This window comes from Xanthomonas sp. CFBP 8445 (genome assembly GCF_025666235.1).
Classification (GTDB): domain Bacteria; phylum Pseudomonadota; class Gammaproteobacteria; order Xanthomonadales; family Xanthomonadaceae; genus Xanthomonas_A; species Xanthomonas_A indica.
Window position 1 is genome coordinate 1,698,476 of sequence record NZ_CP102594.1, and the last position, 20,785, is coordinate 1,719,260.

The following is a 20,785-nucleotide window of genomic DNA, read 5'->3' on the forward strand; positions in this document are numbered from 1 at the left end:
GCGAGAAGGGAGCGGTGCGGATGCGCCACCCGGCATCCGCCGCCGGCGGCGGATGCGTGGCGTCGCAGGATCGCTGCGGCGCGTTTCCGGTCGACCGCGAGCCTCCTCCATGCCTACTTCCGACACCTCCCTGCAACCTGGCATCGTCTCCGTCCCTCCCGCGCCCGTATCCGACGGCGCTGCGTCGCGCGACTGGCGCACGCCGCTGGAACTGGGCTTTCTCGGCGTCGTCTGGGGCTGCTCGTTCCTGTTCATGCGCGTGGCGGCGCCGCAGTTCGGTGCCTACGCGCTGGTGGAACTGCGCCTGGCCCTCGGCGCAGCGGTGCTGCTGCCGTTCCTGTGGCTGGCGCGGGCGCGCTTCCCGCTGCGGCGCTGGCCGACCCTGGCGGCGATCGGCGTGCTCAATTCCGCGCTGCCGTTCCTGCTGTTCGCGTGGGGTGCGCAGCACGCGCCGGCGGCGATCGGCGCGATCTGCAACGCGATGACGGTGCTGTTCACTGCGTTGATCGCGTTCCTGTTCTTCGGCGAGCGCATCGGCACCCGCCGCGCGCTGGCCTTGCTGGTCGGCTTCATCGGCGTGTTGGTCTTGGCCACCGGCAAGTCGGCCGGGCTCAGCGTCGGACCGTCCGCCTTCGCCGGCGCCACCGCCTCGCTGCTGTACGGCATCGGCTACAACCTGGTGAAGCGGCACATGGGCGACCTGCCGCCGGCCGCATCGGCGGCGGCCACGCTCGGCTGCAGCGCGCTGCTGCTGGCGCCGCTGGCCTTCACGCATTGGCCGACCGCGCCGGTGTCGGCGCTGGCCTGGGCCTGTGCGGGCGGCCTGGGCGTGGTCTGCACCGGCCTGGCCTACCTGATGTACTACCGGTTGATCCAGCGCATCGGCCCGGCCCGCGCCTCGACCGTGACCTACCTGATCCCGGTGTTCGGCGCGCTGCTGGCCTGGTGGTTCCTGTGCGAGCCGCTGACCTGGACCATGCTGCTGGCCGGTGCGCTGATCCTGGGCAGCGTGGCCTTCAGCCAGCGCGCGCGGTAGAACGTGTCATCCATCGCGGCAGCATCGCCAGGCGGCTGACCGGCTGCGCCGTGGAGCAGCCGCGCGAACTGTTCATCCGCTTCCTGCACGCGCAGCCGCCGCGCGCATGACGCGTCACTTCGGCGGCGCGCGCACCGGCAGCGGCACGTTGCACAGGTCGATGTGCCCGGCCGGGCGCTTGTAGAACGCGTCGCGGCGGTTGCGCCGCGCCTCGACCACGTCGCGGAAGGTGCGGGTGTCGGTACGCAGCAATTGCAGCGGCGTGCGCTCTGCTTCCGGCACGTCGCTGGCCAGGCGGATCGCGCGGATCGGCGTGCGCTGCTCGGGTTTCTCATAGAAGCCCATCGGGTCCGGCCCGCGCGGGATCACGCTGAGCAGTTCCATGCCCTTGACCACGCGGCCCACCACGGTGATGTTGCGGTCCAGTTGCCGCGGCGACTGCCCGGTGACCACGTAAAGCTCGGCCCCGATGCTGCTGTCCTCGTCGTTGTTGCGGCCGGCGCCGAGCGTGCCGTAGCAATGCGCCAGCCAGGCGGTGCCGGCCTTGGGATCGCGCGCTACCGGAAAGTCGTCGACGAAGCCCACCTGCGCCGCCCAGCCGTCAGGATCGGGCAGCGGCTGGAACGCGAGGCCCGCGGCGGGTCGCTGGAACTCGGCGGGCAAGTGGGTCTTGGCGCTGCCCAGCGACTTGGCCTTGCCCGGCTCCTCGCCATCGGGGTCGCCGAACTGCACCACGAAATTGTCCTGCGAGCGATAGATGCTCAGGCCGTCCCAGAAGTGCTCGTGGGCCAGGGTACGGATGTTGCCGACGTGCTGCGGCGCGAACGCCGGCGCCAGCTCGATGATCACCCGGCCGGTGTCCAGCTCCAGGTACAGCGTGTTGGCCGGATCCAGCGTGCGCCAGTCGCTGGGCTTGGAGGCGTCCAGGATCTGCTGCGGGCTGCGGTACGGCACCGCCGGCGGCGGTGCGCCCGCCGACGCGGCGAAGGTGGACAGCGACAACGCGAGGGCGAGCAGGGAAGTGCGCAGCGGCATGAGGGCGGCCCGGTCGGTGAGCGCCCGATTCTCACCGAAGCGGCGGCCGCTGCCAATGCGCCGGCGGCACGGCGATTGCCGTGCTGCCGACAGGGCTGCCTACGACAGCGCGCGCCGCTGCGGTTCCTGCGCCTCCTGCACCGGTGGCTGGCTCGGCGTCGGCGGCAGCGCGGCGAGTTGCCTGGCGCTTTCCGCGGCCGGTATGGTCGCGGCCTGCGCAGCGTCCACGTAGGCCACGCGCTTGTCGGCGGACATCGGGTCGCCTTGTACCGCGAACACGCGTCCGTTGTCGTTGCGCAGCACGTGATCGACCTGGGTCAGGCCATCGCGCCGCGCCGCCAGCAGCAGGTTTCCGGCGACGTTGGCGTCGTAGGGCGTGAGCTTGCGCGCGATCGCCTGTTGCATCGCCTCTTGCTGCGGATCGGCGGCGGCACGCGCAGCGGGCGTGGCGCCGGTACTCGGGGCGGCGCGCGTGGGCGCTGACGGGGATGGTTGGCCGGCGCGGTCGACCTGCGCGTCGATGCGAACCAACTCTCCGCCCGGCGTGCCGCCCGCGCTGCTGGACACGCGGAACAGGCGCTCGCTCAGGCCGTACTGGGAATTGCCCAGATTGCGCGCCAGGCCGATCGCGAAGTCCTGCGGACTCTGCTTTGCATATTCCGCCGCCTCGTGCGCGGTCATCGGACTGGCCTGCGCGGCGCGCTGGTACTGCTGGCGCAGCGCGTCCATCTGCTGTTCGGAGAAACGCAGGGTGGCGTTCTCGCCAGCCCTGATCGGCGGGTTGGCCGGGTCGGTGTCCTTGCCGGTGAGCGCGGCGTTGAGCAGTTGCGCCTGGTTGTGGTCGACCTTGTCGAAGCTGAACTGGTAGCTGCGCTCGTCCACGCGCTCCTTTCCCGCCGGGTCGAACTGGCGGGTCAGGGTCATCGGCACGTTGCCCGCGTACTGCACCTTGCCGACCACGCTGGAACTGCCGTCGGCATAGGTGGTCCGGACGTTCTCGCCGCTGTTGCGCTGGCCGCCCAGCTCCGCCTTGAACGGGCCCAGGCCGAGTTGCGCGCGGGTCTCCGAACTCATGGTCAGGCTTTCGACCTTCTGCACGTCGCCGACGCCGGGCGCGTTGGCGGCGAGTTTGCCGCTGGCCAGAAACGCGCGGTAGGCGGCCTGGGCCTGCGGATCGCGCAGGTCGAAGGTGGCGGTGTTCATGGTCGCCTGGCCGAGCGCATCCTGCCGGCCCAGCATGGCCTGGGCGATGTCGGTCTTCAGCCCCACCGCCTCCAGCCGCTCCATCGCCTGGGTCGGACCGACCGCGACGCGGACGCGATCGGCATCCAGGCGCTCCACCGCATAGCTCATGCCGGCCGCGTCGGTGCGCTCGCTGGACGTGGCGAAGCCGCGGAACGCCGCTTCCATCGAGGTCTTGGCGAACACCTGGCCATCGAGCTTGACGCGGCCGCCTTCCGGGATGGTCGTGGGGTCGAAGGGATTCACCCGCGCGGCGGCGTCGGCCGTTGCATCGCCGCGCAGCCGGACTTCGTAGCGGCCGCGCTCGCCGGTGGCCTGGGTCAGGCTGCCGTCGGCGGCCAGGCGACCGGCTTTGAAGTCGCCCTGGATGCGATGGCCCTGGGTGAACTCCATCTCGACGTTGAACACCGTGTCGCCATTTTCCTGCTTGCGCCCGGCGCCGACCTTGCCGGTGTGCACCGCCGCGTATTCCAGCGGGCCGTACTTGGCCTGTGCAGCCGTGCGGCTGTACTCGACCGAGGCCGAACCGGCCTCTGGATCGCGCTTGAACGCGCCGGTCGAGAACTGGTTGCCGGAACTGGCGAAGCTGGCCTCGGTGGCCTGCCCGGGCTCTGGGGTGGCGGGCGTCGAACTCATGCGTGACCTCCTGGATGGCATGCACAAAGGAAGGTCCCGCAGTGTAGTCAGCGTGGTGTTGCCGAAACGTTTGTCGCCTGGGAACGCCGGTTGGGGCGGCGGACATGACCAACGGCACAGGGGCTATGTCGAACTTTGCACTAGTATCTACTTCAACCTAGTGAGGGATGCCATGGTCGAGCCGGATGCGCAGCTGAAGAAATTCCAGAAAGAGCTGAGCGCCGGCACCGTGTCGCTGGCCTTGCTGGCGGTGCTGGCCGCCGCCGAGGCGCCGCTGTACGGCTATCTCATCGCCAAGCGCATGGAGCAGGTGGGCGAGGGCGTGCTTAGCGGCAAGCAGAGCGCGCTGTACCCGGTGCTGCGCAACCTGGAGGCGGCGGGGCTGCTGTCCAGCCATGTCGAGCCGTCGGTGGCCGGGCCGCCGCGGCGTTACTACCGCATCACCGCGGCGGGCCTGGCCACGCTGCGGCAATGGGCCGCGGCGTGGAGAGCCACCCGCGATTCCGTCGATTCCGTGCTGAAGGGGATTCCAGAATGAGCAGCGCACACACCGCACCGCGGCCCTTGCCGACCACCATTCCCGACTACCTGGCGCAACTGCGCGCGGCACTGGCCGATGCCGATCCGGCGCTGGTCCAGGATGCGCTGTACGACGCGGAGGAATACCTGCGTTCGGAGTTGGCCGAGCAGCCGGGCAAGAGCGAGGCCGAGGTCATCGCCGGCGTCGCCGGTAGCTACGGCGCGCCGGAGGAGGTGGCCGAGATCTACCGCGATACCGAGGTGACGGTGAACCGCGCGCTGCGCCCGCCGGCGCCACCCAAACGCCGCTCGCTGGCCGGCCGCTTCTTTGGCGTGGCCGCCGATCCGCGCGCCTACGGCAGCCTGTTCTACATGTTGTTGTCGCTGGTCACCGGCATCTTCTACTTCACCTGGGTGGTGACCGGGGTCAGCGTGTCGGCGGGCATGCTGATCCTGATCGTCGGCGTGCCGCTGCTGGTGCTGTTCTTCGGTTCGGTGCGGCTGCTGTCGCTGGTGGAAGGCCGGGTGGTGGAAGTGCTGCTGGGCGAGCGCATGCCGCGGCGGCCGCTGTACAGCGAGCGCACACAACCCTGGCTGCGGCGCATCGGGCAGATGTTCACCGACGCGCGCACCTGGACCACGATGCTGTATTTCCTGCTGATGCTGCCGCTGGGCACCTTCTACTTCAGCGTGTTCATCACCCTGCTGAGTACGGGGCTGGCGCTGGCGTCGGCGCCGCTGGGGTTCTTCCTGCCGCAGCAGTTCAATGCGATGTTCGTCGACTGGAACGTCACCGAAAGCGCACCGTGGCTGCTGCCGGTGTGGAGTGCGCTGGGCATCGTGCTGCTGGTCGGCACGCTGCACCTGGCGCGTGCGGTCGGCAAGCTGCACGGCATGCTCGCCAAGCACCTGCTGGTGCACAGCGCGGGGCAATGACGAGGCGCCGCGGCTGGCGAATGCCGGCCGCGGACGCTGCACGGCTCAGCCGGCCTTGCGGCTGCCGCGGCGCTTGAGCGGGGTGACGTTGCCGGCCGCCGGCGCGCGGCTGGCGCCGGCGTTGGCGGCGATGAAGCTGCGCACCTGCGGATACACGATGTCGCGCCAGCGGCGGCCGCTGAAGATGCCGTAATGGCCGGCGCCTTGCACTTCCAGATGCTGGCGGCGAGCGGCGGGGATACCGGTGCACAGGTCCTGCGCGGCGGCGGTCTGGCCCAGGCCGGAGATGTCGTCCAGTTCGCCTTCGATGCTGAGCAGCGCGGTGTCGCGGATCGCGGCCGGGTCGACGCGCTCGCCGTCGATCACCCATTCCCCGCGCGGCAGCAGGAACTCCTGGAACACCACGCGGATGGTGTCCAGGTAGTAGGTGGCCGGCATGTCCAGCACCGCGTTGTACTCGTCGTAGAAACGGCGGTGCGCCTCGGCGTCCTGCAGGTCGCCCTTGACCAGGTTGGCGTAGAAATCCCAGTGCGACATGAAGTGCCGGCTCGGGTTCATCGCCAGGAAGCCGATGTGCTGCAGGAAGCCCGGGTAGACCTCGCGGCCGTGGCCGGGGTAGGCCGGCGGCACGGTGTGGATGACGTTGTGCTCGAACCAGGACAGCGGATTGCGCGTGGCCAGGTTGTTGACCTCGGTAGGGCTGCGCCGCGCGTCGATCGGGCCGCCCATCATCACCAGCGAACGCGGCGTGGTCTCGCCGCGCCCGGCCATCAGCGACACCGCGGCCAGCACCGGTACGGTCGGCTGGCACACGCTCATCACGTGCAGCGACTCGGCGCCGATGTGGCGGATGAAGTCCTGCACGTAGCGCACGTAGTCGTCCAGGCCGAAGTCGCCGTCGGCCTGCGGCACCATGCGCGCATCGATCCAGTCGGTGACGTAGACCTTGTGGTCGCGCAGCAGGGTGCGCACGGTGTCGCGCAGCAGCGTGGCGTGGTGGCCGGACAGCGGCGCCACGACCAGTACGGCCGGCTGCTTCTTGAGTCCGTCCACCACCTTGGCGTCGTCGCTGAAGCGCTTGAAGCGCAGCAGGCGGCAGAACGGCTTGCGCAGCACTTCCTGCTCGACGATCGGCAGCGCGTGGCCGTCGACCTCGACATGGTCCAGGGCCCAGGCCGGCTTCTCGTAGTCCTTGCCCAGGCGGTGCATCAGTTCGTTGCTGGCGGCCAGGCGCTCGGCACCGGGCAACGTCGACCACAGGCTGTTGGGATCGGAGAAGATCTTGGCGTTGGCTTCGGCCTGGTGCACCCAGGGGGCGAGCAGGTTACGGGTCAGTTCGTGCCACTGGTAGAGCATGCCGGCGTTTCCATCCTGAGCGTATGCTGCCGTGCAGCATAACCCATTCCGGGCATTTGCACCTTAATGGGGCACCAGACCAATCGTCTCCAGCGCCGCCGCATCGCCCGCCAGCGCTGGCGCCAGCCAGCAATGACTGCCGACCGGGCGCAGCCCGAGCGCACCGAACTGGCGCCGGTACCAGCGCGCTGCACGGGGCTGGAAGCCGGCGTGGTCGCCGTCGAAGTCGTCCTCGGCGGCGAAGGTCTCCAGGAACGCCACCCCGCCGCACAGCTCCACCAGGCCAGGCAGGCCCTGGCGCAGTTCGCGGCTGGGCACGTAGTGCAGCACGTCCGAGCACACCAGCAGGTCCACCGGCGCGCACGGCCGCAGCCAGGCGAAATCGCCGAAGCGCGCCGGGTGCAGGTTGCGGCGGCGGCCATAGCGCGCCACCGCGTAGTCGCTGCTGTCGAAGCCGAGATAGCGCAGCTTCGGCCGCAGCTTCAGCAGCGGCGCGCGCCAGGCGCCTTCGCCGCAGCCGATGTCGAGCACGCTGCGGATCGGCCGTTCCAGGTAGTACTCGGCCTGGGCCACGGCGAGCCCGACCTTGCGCGCCAGGCGTGCGGCGTCGCCGATGCCGTCGCGGCGATACCAGCGCTGGAAGTAGTCGGCGTCGTACTGTTTGTCCATGCGGGCGTGTGGTCCGTGCGGGCGCCGGGCGAATCGGCGAAAATGGCCGCACATCCTACGCCAGCGAGCCGGAGCCAGCGCATGCAACTCTATCTGTGGATCAAGTCCCTGCATCTGCTGTTCGTGATCGCATGGATGGCGGCGGTGTTCTACCTGCCGCGGATCCTGGTCAACATCGCCGAGAGCGCGGGCCAGCCGCAGGTGCAGGAGCGCCTGGCGCTGATGGGGCGGCGCCTGTACCGCTTCGGCCACAGCATGTTCGGCCTGGCGCTGCTGCTGGGGCTCACCCTGTGGCTGGGCTACAAGGTGCTGCCGGACTTCCCGACCATGGTCGCCCCCGGCCACAGCGGCTGGCTGCACGCCAAGCTTGGCTTGGTGGCGCTGATGCTGGCCTACTACATCTTCACCGGCCGCTGGCTCAAGCGCGTGGGGCAGGCGCAGCCCCTGCCGTCCTCGCGCGCGCTGCGCCTGTTCAACGAACTGCCGGTGCTGGGACTGCTGGTGGTGATCTGGCTGGTGCTGGCGAAGCCGTTTTGAGCGGGGATTGGGGATTCGGGATTCGGGATTCGCAAGAGCGGGGTCTTCCAGCCTGGTATTGATCGCGGCTACCCATAACACTTCGGCGCCGGGAACCGGCTTTTACGAATCCCCAATCCCGATTTCCCAATCCCGAGGCGCCGCCCGGCGCCTCACGCCGTCTCGTACGCGCCGTAGCTGCGCAGGCGCGCGTAGCGCTTCTCCAGCAACTGCTCGATCGGCTGCTGTTCCAGGGCGTGCAGTTCGTTGAGCAGGACCGCCTTCAGGCGCTTGGCCATCTGCGTGGGGTTGCGGTGGGCGCCGCCGATCGGTTCGCGGATCACCTTGTCGACCAGGCCCAGCGCGGACAGCCGCTTGGCGGTCAGGCCGAGTTGTTCGGCGGCGTCCTTGGCCTTGGTCGCGTCCTTCCACAGGATCGAGGCGCAGCCTTCCGGCGAGATCACCGAGTAGGTGCCGTATTCCAGCATCAGGGTGCGGTCGCCCACGCCGATCGCCAGTGCGCCGCCGGAGCCGCCTTCGCCGATCACGGTGCAGATCACCGGCACCTTCAGTTCGGCCATCTCCAGCAGGTTGCGCGCGATCGCCTCGCTCTGGCCGCGCTCCTCCGCGCCGATGCCGGGGTAGGCGCCGGGGGTGTCGATGAAGGTCAGCAGCGGCAGCTTGAAGCGCTCGGCCAGCTTCATCAGGCGCAGTGCCTTGCGATAGCCCTCCGGACGCGGCATGCCGAAATTGCGCGCGATCTTGCTCTTGGTGTCGCGGCCCTTCTGGTGGCCGATGATCACCACCGCGCGGCCGTCGATGCGGCCCAGGCCGCCGACGATGGCCTTGTCGTCGGCGAACGCGCGGTCGCCGGCCAGTTCCTGGAACTCGTCGCAGAACACGTTGATGTAGTCCAGCGTGTACGGGCGCTGCGGGTGCCGCGCCAGCTGCGAGATCTGCCACGAGGACAGGTCGCGGAAGATCTGCGCGGTACGCACCCGCAGCTTGTCCTCCAACGCACCCACCTCGGCGTCGACGTTGACCGCCGGGCCGGTGCTGGCGTTGCGCAGTTCCTGGATCTTGGCTTCCAGATCGGCGATGGGTTGCTCGAAGTCGAGGTAGTTCGGGTTCATTGGAAGCCGTGGAGAACGTGAAGTGGGGAGTTTAGCCGAATGCCGCGTGGCGGCCCGTACGCGGCCGTCCGGTACCCGGCTCAGGGGCCGGTCACCAGCGCAGGGCTGTGCATGATCTGGTGCATGCCCTCGACGAAGTCGTTGACGCGTTTGTTGTCGTCCACCGACAGGCCGCTGAACAGGCGCGCGGTGGCATGGGTGAAGTCGATCTGCGTGGACACGTAGGTCTTGCGCAGGCGCTGTTGCTCCGCCGGATCGGTCGCGTGCAGGTAGGCGTTGGCCAGCGCGCGCAGCGGCCCGGCGTGCGCCTCCATCACCGGCGGCAAGGTCGGCAGGCGTTCGGCCGCGGGCGTGACCCGGCGCTGCGGCGGCTGCCAATCGCGCGGCTGATGCGCCGCGACATAGCCAGGGGCATCGTGGCTGCTCTCGACGTAGGCGACGAAGTCGTCGGGCGCGAAAATCTTGCGCATGCGCCGGCCGCCGCTGCTGTCGACTGCGCCGACGGCGTTCTCGGGGAACGGGGTATGCACGTCGAAGTCCCAGTCCTTGACGATGAACAAGTCGTGGACCTGCCCGTAGCGGCCTTTCAGTGCCACGCCCCGCACCTCCACGACCCCATCGCCCTGAAACTCGCGCGGACGTGCGGTGCTGGTCCAGTAGATCTCGTCGATCCAGTAGTAATCCGACAGGGTCGGGTTGACCAGGGCACCGTCGTGATCGGCGTAGACGATGAAGGGGACGCGGCCGAGTTGCGCGGTCTGCAGGGTGTGCGCGCCCGGCGCCAGTTCCAGGGCCAGGTCGGCATGTGCGGGGATGCTGTGCGACTGTCCATCGACCTGGATCGGCAAGGCCTGCCCGGTCGGATTGTCGAAGCGGAAGGTTTGCGGACCCTTGCCGCAGGCAGTCAACAACAAAATGCAGCAGGACAGGAGCAAAAAGCGCATGCGGATATCCAGAACAGAAGGAAAAAAGAGAGAGCCGATTCGGTTTGCAGCGAGGGTCAGTTCGCCCACGGCGGGCTGTACTTGACCTTCACCGCGCGCACCGCCGGGTCGCCGCGCAGGGCGTCCAGCAGCTGCGGATCCACGCGCACCGAATGGCTGCCGTTGAGGTCGAGCATGCCGGCGATGCCGCCTTGCGCCGACTGCAGCAGCAGGTCCAGGCGCAGCGGCGTCTTGCCCGGGCGGTGACGGGCGAGCAGGCCGTCGATGCGCGGCCAGGCGCTGCGCTGGCGCAGGTCCAGGCGCAGCGACAGGCGCTGCGCGTGGTGCGTGCAGATCTGCTCGTAGTCCCAGCACTGGCGGATGCGCATGGCATAGCCGCCGTTGAATTCGTCCTCGCGCACGCCGCCCTTGACGATGAGGATGCGGTCGCGGGTCAGCAGGTGGCCGAATTCGGCGATGGCGTCGGAGAACGCGCTGCACTCGATGCGGCCGCGGCCGTCCTCCAGTTGCACGAACACCTGGCTGTCGCCCTTGCGGCGCACGCCGACCACCTGGCCGGCGAGGATCGCGCTGACCTCCGGGCGCCACGCGCGCTTCTCGCCGTCGCCACCGCCGCCGCGGCCGCCGCCGGATTGCGCGCAGATCTTCTCCAGCGCGCTCAGGTCGCAGCCGACCAGTTCGCGCACTTCGTCGCGGTACGGATCGAACGGATGGCCGCTGAGGTAGAAGCCCAGCGTCTCGCGTTCGCCGGCCAGCAACTGGCCCAGCGGCCATTCCTTGCTCTCCGGCAGGTCCAGGCGCAGCGCCGGCGCGCTGGTGTCGGCGCCGCCGAACAGCGAGTTCTGTCCGGAGGCGCGCTCGCGCGCCATCTGCTCGGTGGCCTTCATCACCTCCGGCAACTGCAGCATCAGCGTGGCGCGGTTGCTGCCCAGCCCGTCCATCGCGCCGGCGTTGATCATCGCTTCCAGCGTGCGCTTGTTGAGCTTGGCCGACTCCACGCGGGTGCAGAAATCCAGCAGCGAGGCGTACTCGCCGCCGCGCTCGCGCTCGGCCACGATCGCTTCGCAGGCGCCGCGGCCCACGCCCTTGATCGCGCCCAGACCGTACTGGATGGTGTCCGGCGTGGCCGCCTCGAACATGTAGGCCGACGCGTTGATGCGCGGCGGCAGCACGGTCAGGCCGAGGTTGCGCACCTCGTCGAGGAAGCCGACCACCTTGTCGGTGTTGTCCATGTCCGAGGACAGCGTGGCCGCCATGAACTCGGCGGGGTAGTGGCGTTTCAGCCACGCGGTCTGGTAGCTGACCAGCGCGTAGGCGGCGGCGTGCGACTTGTTGAAGCCGTAGCCGGCGAACTTCTCCATCAGGTCGAAGATTTCGTCGGCCTTGGCCTCGCCGACGCCGCCCTTGGCCGCACCCTCGCGGAAGATCTCGCGGTGCTTGGCCATTTCCGCCGGCACCTTCTTGCCCATCGCGCGGCGCAGCAGGTCGGCGCCGCCCAGCGAGTAGCCGCCGACGATCTGCGCCATCTGCATCACCTGCTCCTGGTACACCATGATGCCGTAGGTGTCCTTCAGGATCGCTTCGGTGCGCGGATCGGGATAGACGATCTCTTCCTGGCCGTGCTTGCGCGCGTTGAACGAGGGGATCAGGTCCATCGGGCCGGGGCGGTACAGCGAGACCAGCGCGATGAGGTCCTCGAAGCGGTCGGGGCGGGCGTCCTTCAGCAGCCGGCGCATGCCCGAGGATTCGAACTGGAACACCGCACCCGTGTTGCCCGAGGCGAAGATGCCCTTGTAGGTCGGCGCGTCGTCGAGCGGGATCGCGGCGATCTCCACCGGCGGGATGCCGGCGCGCGCGTGGCGCACGTTGATCGCCTTCACCGCCCAGTCGATGATGGTCAGGGTGCGCAGGCCGAGGAAGTCGAACTTGACCAGGCCGACCTGTTCGACGTCGTCCTTGTCGAACTGGGTGACCGGGTTCTTGCCGAAGTTGTCGACGTCGTGTTCGGCGAACAGCGGGCAGAAGTCGGACAGCGGCGTCGGCGCGATCACCACGCCGCCGGCGTGCTTGCCGGCGTTGCGGGTCAGGTCCTCGAGCTGCCGCGCCAGGTCCATCAGGTCGCGGACGTCGTCCTCGGCCTGGTAGCGCTGGATCAGCTCCGGCGAGGCCATCTCGCTGTCCTTGCCTTCGCCCATCGCATCCTTCAGCGTGATGCCGAGGATGTTGGGGATCAGCTTGGCGACGCCGTCGACCAGGCCGTACGGGAAGCCGAGCACGCGGCCGCAGTCGCGCACCACCGCCTTGGCGGCCATGGTGCCGTAGGTGATGATCTGGCTGACCCGGTCGCGGCCGTACTTGCGCGCCACGTAGTCGATCACCTCGTCGCGGCGATCCATGCAGAAGTCGATGTCGAAGTCGGGCATCGACACGCGTTCCGGGTTGAGGAAGCGCTCGAACAGCAGGTTGTACGGCAGCGGGTCCAGGTCGGTGATCTGCAGCGCCCACGCCACCAGCGAACCGGCACCGGAGCCGCGGCCCGGGCCGATCGGGATGCCCTGATTCTTGCCCCACTGGATGAAGTCGGCCACGATCAGGAAGTAGCCGGGGAAGCCCATCTTGATGATGGTGTCCAGCTCGAACTCGAGCCGGTCCACGTAGTCCTGGCGGGTCTTGCCGGGCGCCAGCGGGTTCTTTTCCAGGCGCGCGGCCAGGCCGTCGCGCGACTGGCTGCGGATCCAGCTGTCCAGCGTCTCGTCGTCGGGCACCGGGTAGGCGGGCAGGAAGTAGGTGCCCAGCTGCATCTCGATGTTGCAGCGTTGCGCCAGCGCCAGCGTATTGTCGATCGCGTCGGGGATGTCGGCGAACAGCGCGGCCATTTCCTCGGCCGACTTCAGGTACTGCTGGTCGCTGTAGTCGCGCGGACGCTTGGGGTCGTCGAGCACGCGACCGGAGGAGATGCACACGCGCGCCTCGTGCGCGGCGAAGTCGCTGGCGTACAGGAAACGCACGTCGTTGCTGGCGATCACCGGCAGGCCGCGGGTGCCGGCGGCGTGCAGGGCGAACTGGTTGAACGCCTCCTCGCCGTCGCGGCCGGTTCGGGTCAGTTCCAGGTGCAGGCCGTCGCCGAAGATGCGCTGCCAGTCGGCCAGTTGCTGCTCGGCCAGGTCGTGGCGGCCTTCGCTGGCCAGGCGCCCGGCCAGGCTCTCGCGGCCGGCCAGCGCGAACAGGTTGTCGCTGCCGGTCTGCAGCCATTCCGGGCGCAGCGCCACGCCGCCTTCGCTGCGGTGGCCTTCCAGCCAGGCGCGGGTCAGCAGCCGCGACAGGCTCAGGTAGCCGTCGCGGTTGCGGCACAGCACGGTCAGCCGCCACGGCGCCTGGGCGCCGTCGGCGATCAGCAGGTCGGCGCCGGCGATCGGCTTGATGCCCACGCCCTCGGCGGCCTTGTAGAACTTGACCAGCGCGAACAGGTTGTTGAGGTCGGTGACCGCCAGCGCAGGCAGGTCCAGCTCCACTGCGCGGCTGAGCAGGTTGGCCTGCTTGGCTTTCTTCGGGTCAGCCTGATCCGGTTTCTCGGGCACACGGATGGTCGAATCCGCCAGCGAGAACTCGGTGTGGATGTGCAGATGGGCGAAGCGGGAAGTGGACATGCGGAACCAGAGCGATGCCCGGGCAGGGTAGCGGCGGGGGGCGAGCCGGGCAAGGCTTGACAGGCGGGCGCGGGGATTCGGGAGTGGGGATTGGTTGCGGTCTCAGTGGGCGGTGAGTGCGCGTGATGGCCCGCCGATCCGCGGTGAACGTCCTACGCGAGCTGCAGCGACTCCAGCGAGTCCCCAATCTCCACTGCCGCATCCTGGCCCGCCAGGGCCATCCTGACCGGCGCGAAGCTGCGCCGGTGGTGGATGCAGGGGCCGTGCGCGGCCAGTGCCGCCAGATGCGCCGGGGTGGCGTAGCCCTTGTGCAGGTCGAAGCCGTAGTGCGGGTGCTCGTCGTGCAGGCGCTGCATGATCCGGTCGCGGGTGACCTTGGCCACGATGGAGGCGGCCATGATCGCGCGGTCGCGGGCATCGCCGCCGACCAGCGCCTCGGCGGCGCAGGGCAGGCCCTTGGGCACGCGGTTGCCGTCGATGCGGGCGAAGCCGGCGACGTGGGCCACGCCCTCGACCGCGCGGCGCATGCCCAGCATGGTCGCCTGGTAGATGTTCAGGCGGTCGATCTCCTCGGCCTCGATCAGCACCACCTGCCAGGCCAGCGCCCGCTCGACGATGCGCGCATACAGCGTCTCGCGCCGCGCCGCAGTCAGTTGCTTGGAATCGTCCAGCCCGTTGATGCGGGTGCGCGCCGGATCGAACACCACCGCCGCCACCGCCACCGGCCCGGCCAGCGGACCGCGGCCGGCCTCGTCGACGCCGGCGTAGAGCCGGGGCCCGGGACCCGGGAACCGGGACCCGGGGAAGAGCTGCAATTCGGGCTGCTGTCCGTTCACGGGATGTGCCGTTCCGAGTCCCGGGCCCCGGGTCCCGGGTCCCGACCTTCCATCAATTCAGCCACCGCATCCGCCGCGCGTGCCGAGGCGTCCTGGCGCAGCAGCAGGTGCAGGCGTTCGTACTCGGGCTGCAGCGCTGCCACCGCCTGCGGGTCGCGCAGCCAGTGCAGCAGGGCGGCGGCCAGCGCGTCGGGGGTGCAGGCGTCCTGCATCAGTTCCGGCGCCAGGTCGTGGCCGGCCAGGATGTTGGGCAGCGCGTAGCGGTCTACCTTCAGCAAGCCCAGCGCCTTGACGATGCGGTAGGTGAGCGGGGCGACCTTGTAGCCGACCACCATCGGCCGCTTCACCAGCATGGCTTCCAGGGTCGCGGTACCGGAGGCCAGCAGCACCGCGTCGGCGGCGAGCAGCGCGGCGCGCGCGTTGCCGTCCAGCACCTGGGTGGCGGCCGGAGGCAAGGCCGAGCGCGCGAGTTGCTCGGCGATCAGCGCCTTGCACGCGGCATTGGCGGCCGGCACCAGCACGCGCGCGTTCGGCAACTGCTGCAGCACCTGCGCGGCGGCGGCGAAGAAGGTGTCGCCGAGCTTGCCGATCTCGCCCAGGCGGCTGCCCGGCAGGACCGCCAGCACCGGCACGTCGGCGGGAAGGCCGAGGGGGGCCCGCGCCGCGTCGCGGTCGGCGTGCAGCGCGATCGCGTCGGCCATGGGATGGCCGACGAAGCGCGCATCCACGCCGTGTTTGGCGTAGATCGCCGGCTCCATCGGGAACAGGCACAGCACCCGGTCGGCGCTGGCGCCGATCTTGGCCGCGCGCTGCTCGCGCCAGGCCCACACCGACGGGCTGACGTAATGCACGGTGCGCAGCCCGCGCTGCTTCAGCCAGCGCTCCACGCCGAGATTGAAGTCGGGGGCGTCGATGCCGACGAACACGTCCGGCCGCCACGCCAGCAACCGCTCGCGCAGCGCGCGGCGCAGCGTGAGCAGGCGCGGCAGGTGCCGCAGCACTTCCAGCAGGCCCATCACCGCCAGCTCGCTGGCGTCGAACCATGTCTCGCAACCGGCCTGGCGCATCGCCTCGCCACCGACCCCGGCGAACTCGGCGTCGGGGTAGCGCGCGCGCAGCGCCTCGATCAGCCCCGCGCCCAGCAGATCGCCGGAGGCCTCGCCGGCGACGAGGGCGATGCGCAGCGATGCTGTGCCGGGATTGGGGATTGGGGATTGGGGATTCGCAAAAGCGGGGCGGTCGGCGGCCGCGATGCCGCCGTTGCCAATCCCCAATCCCGAATCCCGAATCCCGGCGTTCATCGCAACAACGGCCGCTCGCTGGATTCGATGAATTCCAGCATCGCACGCACGTCCTCGCTGCCTTCGGCCAGCACCGCCAACTGGTGCTTGGCCTCGGCCAGCGGCAGGCCGGCCACGTAAAGCGCACGGTAGGCGCGCTTGATCGCGGCCACGCGTTCGGGATCGAAGCCGCGGCGTTTGAGTCCTTCGCTGTTGATGCCGCGCGGGCGTCCCAGCGAATTGCCGCCGACCATGGTGAACGGCGGGACGTCGCCGTTGATCAGCGCGCCCATGCCGAGGAAGGCGTGATCGCCGATGCGGCAGAACTGATGCGCGCCGGCGAAGCCGCTGATGATGACGTGGTCGCCCACTTCCACATGCCCGGCCAGGGTGGTGTTGTTGGAGAACACGCAGTGGTTGCCGACGATGCAGTCGTGGGCGACGTGGGTGTAGGCGAGGAACCAGTTGTCGCTGCCGACCCGGGTGATGCCGCCGCCGCTGCCGGTGCCGCGGCTGACGGTGACGAACTCGCGGATCACGTTGCGGTCGCCGATCACCAGTTCGGTGCGTTCGCCGGCGAACTTCTTGTCCTGCGGGTCGCCGCCGAGCGCGACGTGGCCGACCAGGCGGTTGTCGCGGCCCAGCCGGGTCGGGCCGACGATGCTGCAATGCGAGCCGATCTCGCAGCCTTCGCCGATCTCCACCTCGGCGCCGATCACGGTGAAGGCGCCGACGCGCACGTCGGCGGCGAGCTTCGCGCCGGGGTCGATGATCGCGGAGGGGTGAATCAGGGGAGCGTTGGCGCTCATTGCAGGTCTCCTGCCAGGGTCATTCGCGGGTGCCGGCGCACAGCACTTCGGCGCAGGCCACGACCTTGCCGTCGACCTTGGCCTCGCCGTAGTACACCGCCATGTTGCGGATCACCCGCTTGATCTCCACATGCAGCTCCAGCACGTCGCCGGGCACCACCTGGCTGTTGAAGCGGGCGTTGTCGACCTTGACCATGTAGAACAGCTTGGACTGCGCGTCGCGGCCCATCGCCAGCTGGGTCAGGATGCCGCCGGCCTGCGCCAGCGCCTCGATGATCAGCACGCCGGGCATGATCGGCTGGCCGGGGAAATGGCCCTGGAAATACGGCTCGTTGATGCTCACGTTCTTGTGCGCGACGATCCGGCGGTTCTCGAAATCCAGCGAGACCACCTTGTCCACCAGCAGGAACGGGTAGCGGTGCGGGAGCAGTGCGCGGATCTGGGCGATGTCCGGCAGGGGCTGATCGTGGCTCATTCCTTCTCCTTGCTGACAGACAGGATGCGACGGGCCAGGGCATCGAGCTGTTTGAAGCGCGCGGCGTTCTTGCGCCACGTGCGGTTGTCGGTCAATGGGGTGCCGGACGAGTACTCGCCCGGCTCGTGGATGGAGTTGCGCACGACCGACTTGCCGGTGACCACGACCTTGTCGCAGATCTCCAGGTGGCCGACCACGCCGACCGCGCCGCCGAGCATCACGTAGCGGCCGATCTTGGCGCTGCCGGCGATGCCGGTGCAGCCGGCGATGGCGCTGTGCGCGCCGATGTGCACGTTGTGCGCGACCTGCACCAGGTTGTCCAGGCGCACGTCTTCTTCGAGGGTGGTGTCTTCCAGCGCACCGCGGTCCACGCAGGTGTTGGCGCCGATCTCGCAATCGTCGCCGATGCTGACGCCGCCCAGTTGCGGCACCTTGATCCAGCGGCCGGCATCCATCGCCAGGCCGAAGCCGTCGGCGCCGAGCACCGCGCCGGGATGCACGCGCACGCGCTGGCCCAGGCGCACCCGGGTGACCAGGGTGACGCGGGCGATCAGTTCGCTGCCGGCGCCGACCTGGCAGTCCTCGCCGATCACGCAGCCGGGGCCGATCACGCACCCTTCGCCGACCACGCTGCGCGCGCCGATGCTGACGAAGGCGCCGATGTGCGCGCTGGCCGCGACCTGCGCGCTGGGATCGATGCTGGCGCTGGGATGGATGCCGGGCGGCCGCAGCGGGGCCACGTCGAACAGCGCGGCGATCTTGGCGAAGGCCACGTACGGATCGCGCGCGATCAGCGCGGTGCCCGGCGCCGCCTCGGCGTCGTCGGCGCGCAGCACCACGACGGCCGCGGTGCTGTCGGCCAGTTGCGCACGGTAGCGGGGATTGGCCAGGAAGCTGAGCTGCCCCGGGCCGGCCTGCGCCAGCGTGGCCACGCCGCGCACCGCGACGCTGCCGTCGCCATGCACCTGCAGGCCGAAACGCTCGGCGATCTCGTCAGCGGTATAGGTCGAAGTATTCACTGGGAGATTCTACCGTGTGCCACCAGTACGGTCATACGTACGGCCGCGTAGGGCGCGACGGACCCTGCCCAAGCTTAGCTGCGAGCAGATAGCGATCAACGGGCTGGAGTAAAGCCCCCTTTTGTTAAAGGGGGCGCGCCGAAGGCGCGGGGATTAGGCAGGCCAAGCCCCAGCAGGTTTTCGCGCCGCGAAAACCTGGCTGCCAGGGCGCAGCCCTGGCAGCGGGTGGGCAGTTCTTTTAGAACTGCCCACCGAAGGTGAACTGGAGGCGCTCGATTTCGTCGTTGTCTTCCTTCTTCAACGGAACCGCATAGCTGATCGAGATCGGGCCGACCGGCGCGCGCCACAGCAGGGCGATACCGGTGGACGCGCGCAATTCGTTGGACTTGAAGTTGTCCACGCCGTTGAACACGTTGCCGACGTCCACGAACGCCGAAATGCGCGCCGACGGGCTGTCGAACAGCTTCGGGAAGTACATTTCCGCCGAGCCCACGGTCTTGAACGAGCCGCCCAGCGGCTGGCCGCGGCGGTACGAGGCGGTGGCTTCGGAGCGCGGGCCGAGGGTGTTGTCCTCGAAGCCGCGGACCGAGTTGGTGCCGCCAGCGTAGAAGTTCTCGTAGAACGGCAGGCCCGAGGCGGTGACGCGGCGGATCAGGTTGGAACCGTCGCAGGCCTGCGGGTTGTAGGTCGTGGTGCCTTGCGCATCGTTGGTGTAGGTGCCGCAGATATCGCGCGACACGTCGCTGCCATAGCTGTCGCCGTAGCCGAATTCGGCACGCGTATTCAGTACCAATGCCGGCGAGATCGGCCAGTACTTGGAGATCTGGTAGTTGAGCTTCCAGTACTCCACGGTCGAGCCGGGCAGGGTGGCTTCCAGGCCCACCCGCTGGTACATGCCGCGGGTCGGCATGAAGTAATCGTTGCGGGTGTCGCGCGCCCAGCCCAATTCGGTGCGCCAGGCGTGGAAGGTCTTGGTCCCCATCGCGTCGATGTAGTTGATGATCGCCTGCGGGGTGAAGCCGGGATAGGTGGTGATCTGGTTGCTGTCCACGCCGAACATCAGCGAGACGCTGTCGGTCTCGGTGATCGGCACGCCGAAGATCACCTGCGCCGCGCCGTTGGTGCTGTTGTACTGCGCGGTGCCGAAGTCGGAGTAGTCCAGCTTGCGCCACGACAGGTTGTAGCCCAGCGACACGCCGTCGTCGGTGAAGAACGGGTTGGTGTAGGAGAACGCGTAGCGCTCCTGGTAGCTGCTGCGCGAGGCGTCCACCGCGACGCGGTTGCCGCCGCCGAGGAAGTTGTTCTGCGACAGCTGCACCGAGGTGGTGACGCCGTAGGTCTGCGAGTAGCCCAGGCCGAAGGTGAAGCTGCCCGAGGTGGTCTCCTTGACGTTGTAGACCACGTCGACCTTGTCGTTGCTGCCCGGCACCGGCGGCGTTTCCACGTCCACCGACTCGAAGTAGCCCAGGCGCTGCAGGCGGATCTTGGAGCGGTCGATCGCCGCCTGCGAGTACCAGGTGTCTTCGAACTGGCGCATTTCGCGGCGCAGCACTTCGTCGGAGGTGCGGGTGTTGCCGCGGAACACGATGCGCCGCACCGACACGCGCGGGCCCGGCGTCACCTGCAGGTTCACCGCCACCGTGCGCTTCTCGCGGTCGGTGGTCGGGATCGGGGTGACCTTGGCGAAGGCGTAGCCGATGTTGCTCAGGGTGTTAGTGATGGCGTCGGAGCTGTATTCCAGCAGCGCGCGCGAGAAGGTGTCGCCCGGCTTGGGGATCACCAGCTTCTCGATCTCTTCCTGCGGCAGGATGGTGTCGCCGGTGACCTTGATGTCGGAGATCTTGTACTGCTCGCCTTCGGTGATGCCGGCGGTCAGGTACATGTCGCGCTTGTCGGGGCTGATCGCCACCTGGGTGGAGTCGACGCTGAAGTCGACGTAGCCGCGATCCAGGTACCAGGAGTTGAGCTTCTCCAGGTCGCCGGACAGCTTTTCCTTGGAATACTGGTCGTCGCGGCGGTACCAGGACAGCCAGTTGTGCTCGCGCGACTCCCAGTTCTCCAGGATGTCCTTGTTGAGGAACTTCTCGGTGCCGATCAGGTTGACGTGGCGGATCTTGGCCGCCTTGCCTTCCTTGATCGCGATGGCCACGTCGACGCGGTTGCGGTCCAGCGGGCTCACCGTCGGGGTGATCTCGACGTTGTACTTGCCGCGGTTGTTGTACTGGCGGGTCAGTTCCTGGGTCACCCGGTCCAGGCTCAGCCGGTCGAAGGTGCCGCCTTCGCTGAGGCCGATGTCGGACAGGCCCTTGAGCAGTTCCTCGCTCTTGATGTCCTTGTTGCCGGTGACGGTCAGCTTGTTGATCGCCGGGCGCTCCTTGACCGTGACCACCAGGATGTTGCCCTGGCGGTCGACGCGCACGTCCTCGAAGAAGCCGGTGCGGTACAGCGCACGGATCGCCTCGGCGACCTTGGCCTCGTCCACGGTGTCGCCGCGCTCTACCGGCAGGTAGGTGAACACGGTGCCGGACGAAATGCGTTGCAGCCCGTCGACGCGGATGTCGCTGGCGGTGAAGGGCTCCGCTACCTGGGCCAGGGCCGGCAGGCTGAGGCTGGCGGCGAGGGCGAGGGCAAGCAGGCGGCGAGTGGGAAATCTCGTCATGTCACGTCCGGTAGAGGTCGATATCGTTGTTGCATGGG

The 20,785-nt window shown here is 68.9% G+C and carries 17 protein-coding genes; 4 read left to right on the forward strand and 13 right to left on the reverse strand.

Annotated elements, in window-relative coordinates:
• The first annotated feature begins 109 nt into the window (after positions 1 to 109).
• On the forward strand, positions 110 to 1,036 hold the full coding sequence (locus NUG21_RS07120; protein WP_263392677.1) for a DMT family transporter: 927 nt from the start codon (positions 110 to 112) through the stop codon (positions 1,034 to 1,036).
• A gap of 114 nt (positions 1,037 to 1,150) precedes the next feature.
• Here NUG21_RS07120 and NUG21_RS07125 read toward each other — a convergent pair whose 3' ends face one another.
• Both NUG21_RS07125 and NUG21_RS07130 read right to left on the reverse strand, forming a co-directional pair.
• Complete coding sequence (locus tag NUG21_RS07125; protein ID WP_160945779.1) at positions 1,151 to 2,071, reverse strand: peptidylprolyl isomerase; 921 nt, start codon at positions 2,069 to 2,071, stop codon at positions 1,151 to 1,153.
• Positions 2,072 to 2,170: 99 nt separating this feature from the next.
• Positions 2,171 to 3,949, reverse strand: a complete 1,779-nt coding sequence (locus NUG21_RS07130) for an XVIPCD domain-containing protein (protein WP_263392678.1) — start codon at positions 3,947 to 3,949, stop codon at positions 2,171 to 2,173.
• 172 nt (positions 3,950 to 4,121) lie between these two features.
• Between NUG21_RS07130 and NUG21_RS07135 the strand changes: the two genes are divergently transcribed.
• Both NUG21_RS07135 and NUG21_RS07140 read left to right on the forward strand, forming a co-directional pair.
• Entirely contained in the window at positions 4,122 to 4,487 is a 366-nt protein-coding gene (locus NUG21_RS07135) for a PadR family transcriptional regulator (RefSeq protein WP_242159367.1), read from the forward strand.
• Entirely contained in the window at positions 4,484 to 5,404 is a 921-nt protein-coding gene (locus NUG21_RS07140; RefSeq protein WP_263392679.1) for a sensor domain-containing protein, read from the forward strand. Before NUG21_RS07135 ends, NUG21_RS07140 begins: the two co-directional genes overlap by 4 nt.
• 45 nt (positions 5,405 to 5,449) lie before the next feature.
• Here the strand turns inward: NUG21_RS07140 and phaZ are convergent, their stop codons facing one another.
• Entirely contained in the window at positions 5,450 to 6,760 is a 1,311-nt protein-coding gene (gene phaZ / locus NUG21_RS07145) for a polyhydroxyalkanoate depolymerase (protein ID WP_242159365.1), read from the reverse strand.
• A gap of 63 nt (positions 6,761 to 6,823) precedes the next feature.
• Positions 6,824 to 7,429 carry a class I SAM-dependent DNA methyltransferase gene (locus tag NUG21_RS07150; protein WP_263392680.1) on the reverse strand — a complete coding sequence of 202 codons (606 nt, stop codon included), beginning with the start codon at positions 7,427 to 7,429 and terminating at the stop codon, positions 6,824 to 6,826.
• 81 nt (positions 7,430 to 7,510) lie between these two features.
• Between NUG21_RS07150 and NUG21_RS07155 the strand changes: the two genes are divergently transcribed.
• Entirely contained in the window at positions 7,511 to 7,966 is a 456-nt protein-coding gene (locus NUG21_RS07155; protein ID WP_019797166.1) for a HemJ family protein, read from the forward strand.
• A gap of 152 nt (positions 7,967 to 8,118) precedes the next feature.
• Here NUG21_RS07155 and NUG21_RS07160 read toward each other — a convergent pair whose 3' ends face one another.
• The 9 genes from NUG21_RS07160 to bamA form a co-directional block, all read right to left on the reverse strand.
• On the reverse strand, positions 8,119 to 9,078 hold the full coding sequence (locus NUG21_RS07160) for an acetyl-CoA carboxylase carboxyltransferase subunit alpha (RefSeq protein WP_019796024.1): 960 nt from the start codon (positions 9,076 to 9,078) through the stop codon (positions 8,119 to 8,121).
• An 80-nt stretch (positions 9,079 to 9,158) separates the two neighbouring features.
• Complete coding sequence (locus tag NUG21_RS07165) at positions 9,159 to 10,022, reverse strand: hypothetical protein (RefSeq protein ID WP_263392681.1); 864 nt, start codon at positions 10,020 to 10,022, stop codon at positions 9,159 to 9,161.
• Between the two features lie 56 nt (positions 10,023 to 10,078).
• Positions 10,079 to 13,669 (reverse strand): DNA polymerase III subunit alpha, encoded by a 3,591-nt coding sequence (dnaE, locus tag NUG21_RS07170; protein WP_242080836.1) that lies wholly within the window; start codon positions 13,667 to 13,669, stop codon positions 10,079 to 10,081.
• Positions 13,670 to 13,821: 152 nt separating this feature from the next.
• On the reverse strand, positions 13,822 to 14,484 hold the full coding sequence (locus NUG21_RS07175) for a ribonuclease HII (RefSeq protein ID WP_263393050.1): 663 nt from the start codon (positions 14,482 to 14,484) through the stop codon (positions 13,822 to 13,824).
• 17 nt (positions 14,485 to 14,501) lie between these two features.
• A complete protein-coding gene (gene lpxB, locus NUG21_RS07180; protein WP_263392682.1) occupies positions 14,502 to 15,806 on the reverse strand; it encodes a lipid-A-disaccharide synthase in 1,305 nt (434 codons plus the stop codon).
• On the reverse strand, positions 15,803 to 16,594 hold the full coding sequence (lpxA, locus tag NUG21_RS07185) for an acyl-ACP--UDP-N-acetylglucosamine O-acyltransferase (protein WP_017908793.1): 792 nt from the start codon (positions 16,592 to 16,594) through the stop codon (positions 15,803 to 15,805). The genes lpxB and lpxA overlap by 4 nt, the downstream gene beginning before the upstream one ends.
• A 19-nt stretch (positions 16,595 to 16,613) precedes the next feature.
• Positions 16,614 to 17,069 carry a 3-hydroxyacyl-ACP dehydratase FabZ gene (gene fabZ / locus NUG21_RS07190; protein ID WP_019797386.1) on the reverse strand — a complete coding sequence of 152 codons (456 nt, stop codon included), beginning with the start codon at positions 17,067 to 17,069 and terminating at the stop codon, positions 16,614 to 16,616.
• Complete coding sequence (lpxD, locus tag NUG21_RS07195) at positions 17,066 to 18,088, reverse strand: UDP-3-O-(3-hydroxymyristoyl)glucosamine N-acyltransferase (protein WP_263392683.1); 1,023 nt, start codon at positions 18,086 to 18,088, stop codon at positions 17,066 to 17,068. The genes fabZ and lpxD overlap by 4 nt, the downstream gene beginning before the upstream one ends.
• A 238-nt stretch (positions 18,089 to 18,326) precedes the next feature.
• Positions 18,327 to 20,747, reverse strand: a complete 2,421-nt coding sequence (bamA, locus tag NUG21_RS07200) for an outer membrane protein assembly factor BamA (protein WP_242080839.1) — start codon at positions 20,745 to 20,747, stop codon at positions 18,327 to 18,329.
• Positions 20,748 to 20,785: the final 38 nt, after the last annotated feature.

Excerpts from the sequence above, each read along its gene's own strand:
- NUG21_RS07155 (WP_019797166.1), top strand. The coding sequence starts at position 7,511 with ATGCAACTCTATCTGTGGATCAAGTCCCTGCATCTGCTGTTCGTGATC.
- NUG21_RS07160 (WP_019796024.1), bottom strand. The coding sequence starts at position 9,078 with ATGAACCCGAACTACCTCGACTTCGAGCAACCCATCGCCGATCTGGAA.
- dnaE (WP_242080836.1), bottom strand. The coding sequence starts at position 13,669 with ATGTCCACTTCCCGCTTCGCCCATCTGCACATCCACACCGAGTTCTCG.
- NUG21_RS07135 (WP_242159367.1), top strand. The coding sequence starts at position 4,122 with ATGGTCGAGCCGGATGCGCAGCTGAAGAAATTCCAGAAAGAGCTGAGC.
- lpxA (WP_017908793.1), bottom strand. The coding sequence starts at position 16,594 with ATGAGCGCCAACGCTCCCCTGATTCACCCCTCCGCGATCATCGACCCC.
- NUG21_RS07150 (WP_263392680.1), bottom strand. The coding sequence starts at position 7,429 with ATGGACAAACAGTACGACGCCGACTACTTCCAGCGCTGGTATCGCCGC.
- NUG21_RS07125 (WP_160945779.1), bottom strand. The coding sequence starts at position 2,071 with ATGCCGCTGCGCACTTCCCTGCTCGCCCTCGCGTTGTCGCTGTCCACC.
- NUG21_RS07130 (WP_263392678.1), bottom strand. The coding sequence starts at position 3,949 with ATGAGTTCGACGCCCGCCACCCCAGAGCCCGGGCAGGCCACCGAGGCC.
- NUG21_RS07140 (WP_263392679.1), top strand. The coding sequence starts at position 4,484 with ATGAGCAGCGCACACACCGCACCGCGGCCCTTGCCGACCACCATTCCC.
- bamA (WP_242080839.1), bottom strand. The coding sequence starts at position 20,747 with ATGACGAGATTTCCCACTCGCCGCCTGCTTGCCCTCGCCCTCGCCGCC.
- fabZ (WP_019797386.1), bottom strand. The coding sequence starts at position 17,069 with ATGAGCCACGATCAGCCCCTGCCGGACATCGCCCAGATCCGCGCACTG.
- lpxB (WP_263392682.1), bottom strand. The coding sequence starts at position 15,806 with ATGAACGCCGGGATTCGGGATTCGGGATTGGGGATTGGCAACGGCGGC.
- NUG21_RS07165 (WP_263392681.1), bottom strand. The coding sequence starts at position 10,022 with ATGCGCTTTTTGCTCCTGTCCTGCTGCATTTTGTTGTTGACTGCCTGC.
- NUG21_RS07120 (WP_263392677.1), top strand. The coding sequence starts at position 110 with ATGCCTACTTCCGACACCTCCCTGCAACCTGGCATCGTCTCCGTCCCT.
- phaZ (WP_242159365.1), bottom strand. The coding sequence starts at position 6,760 with ATGCTCTACCAGTGGCACGAACTGACCCGTAACCTGCTCGCCCCCTGG.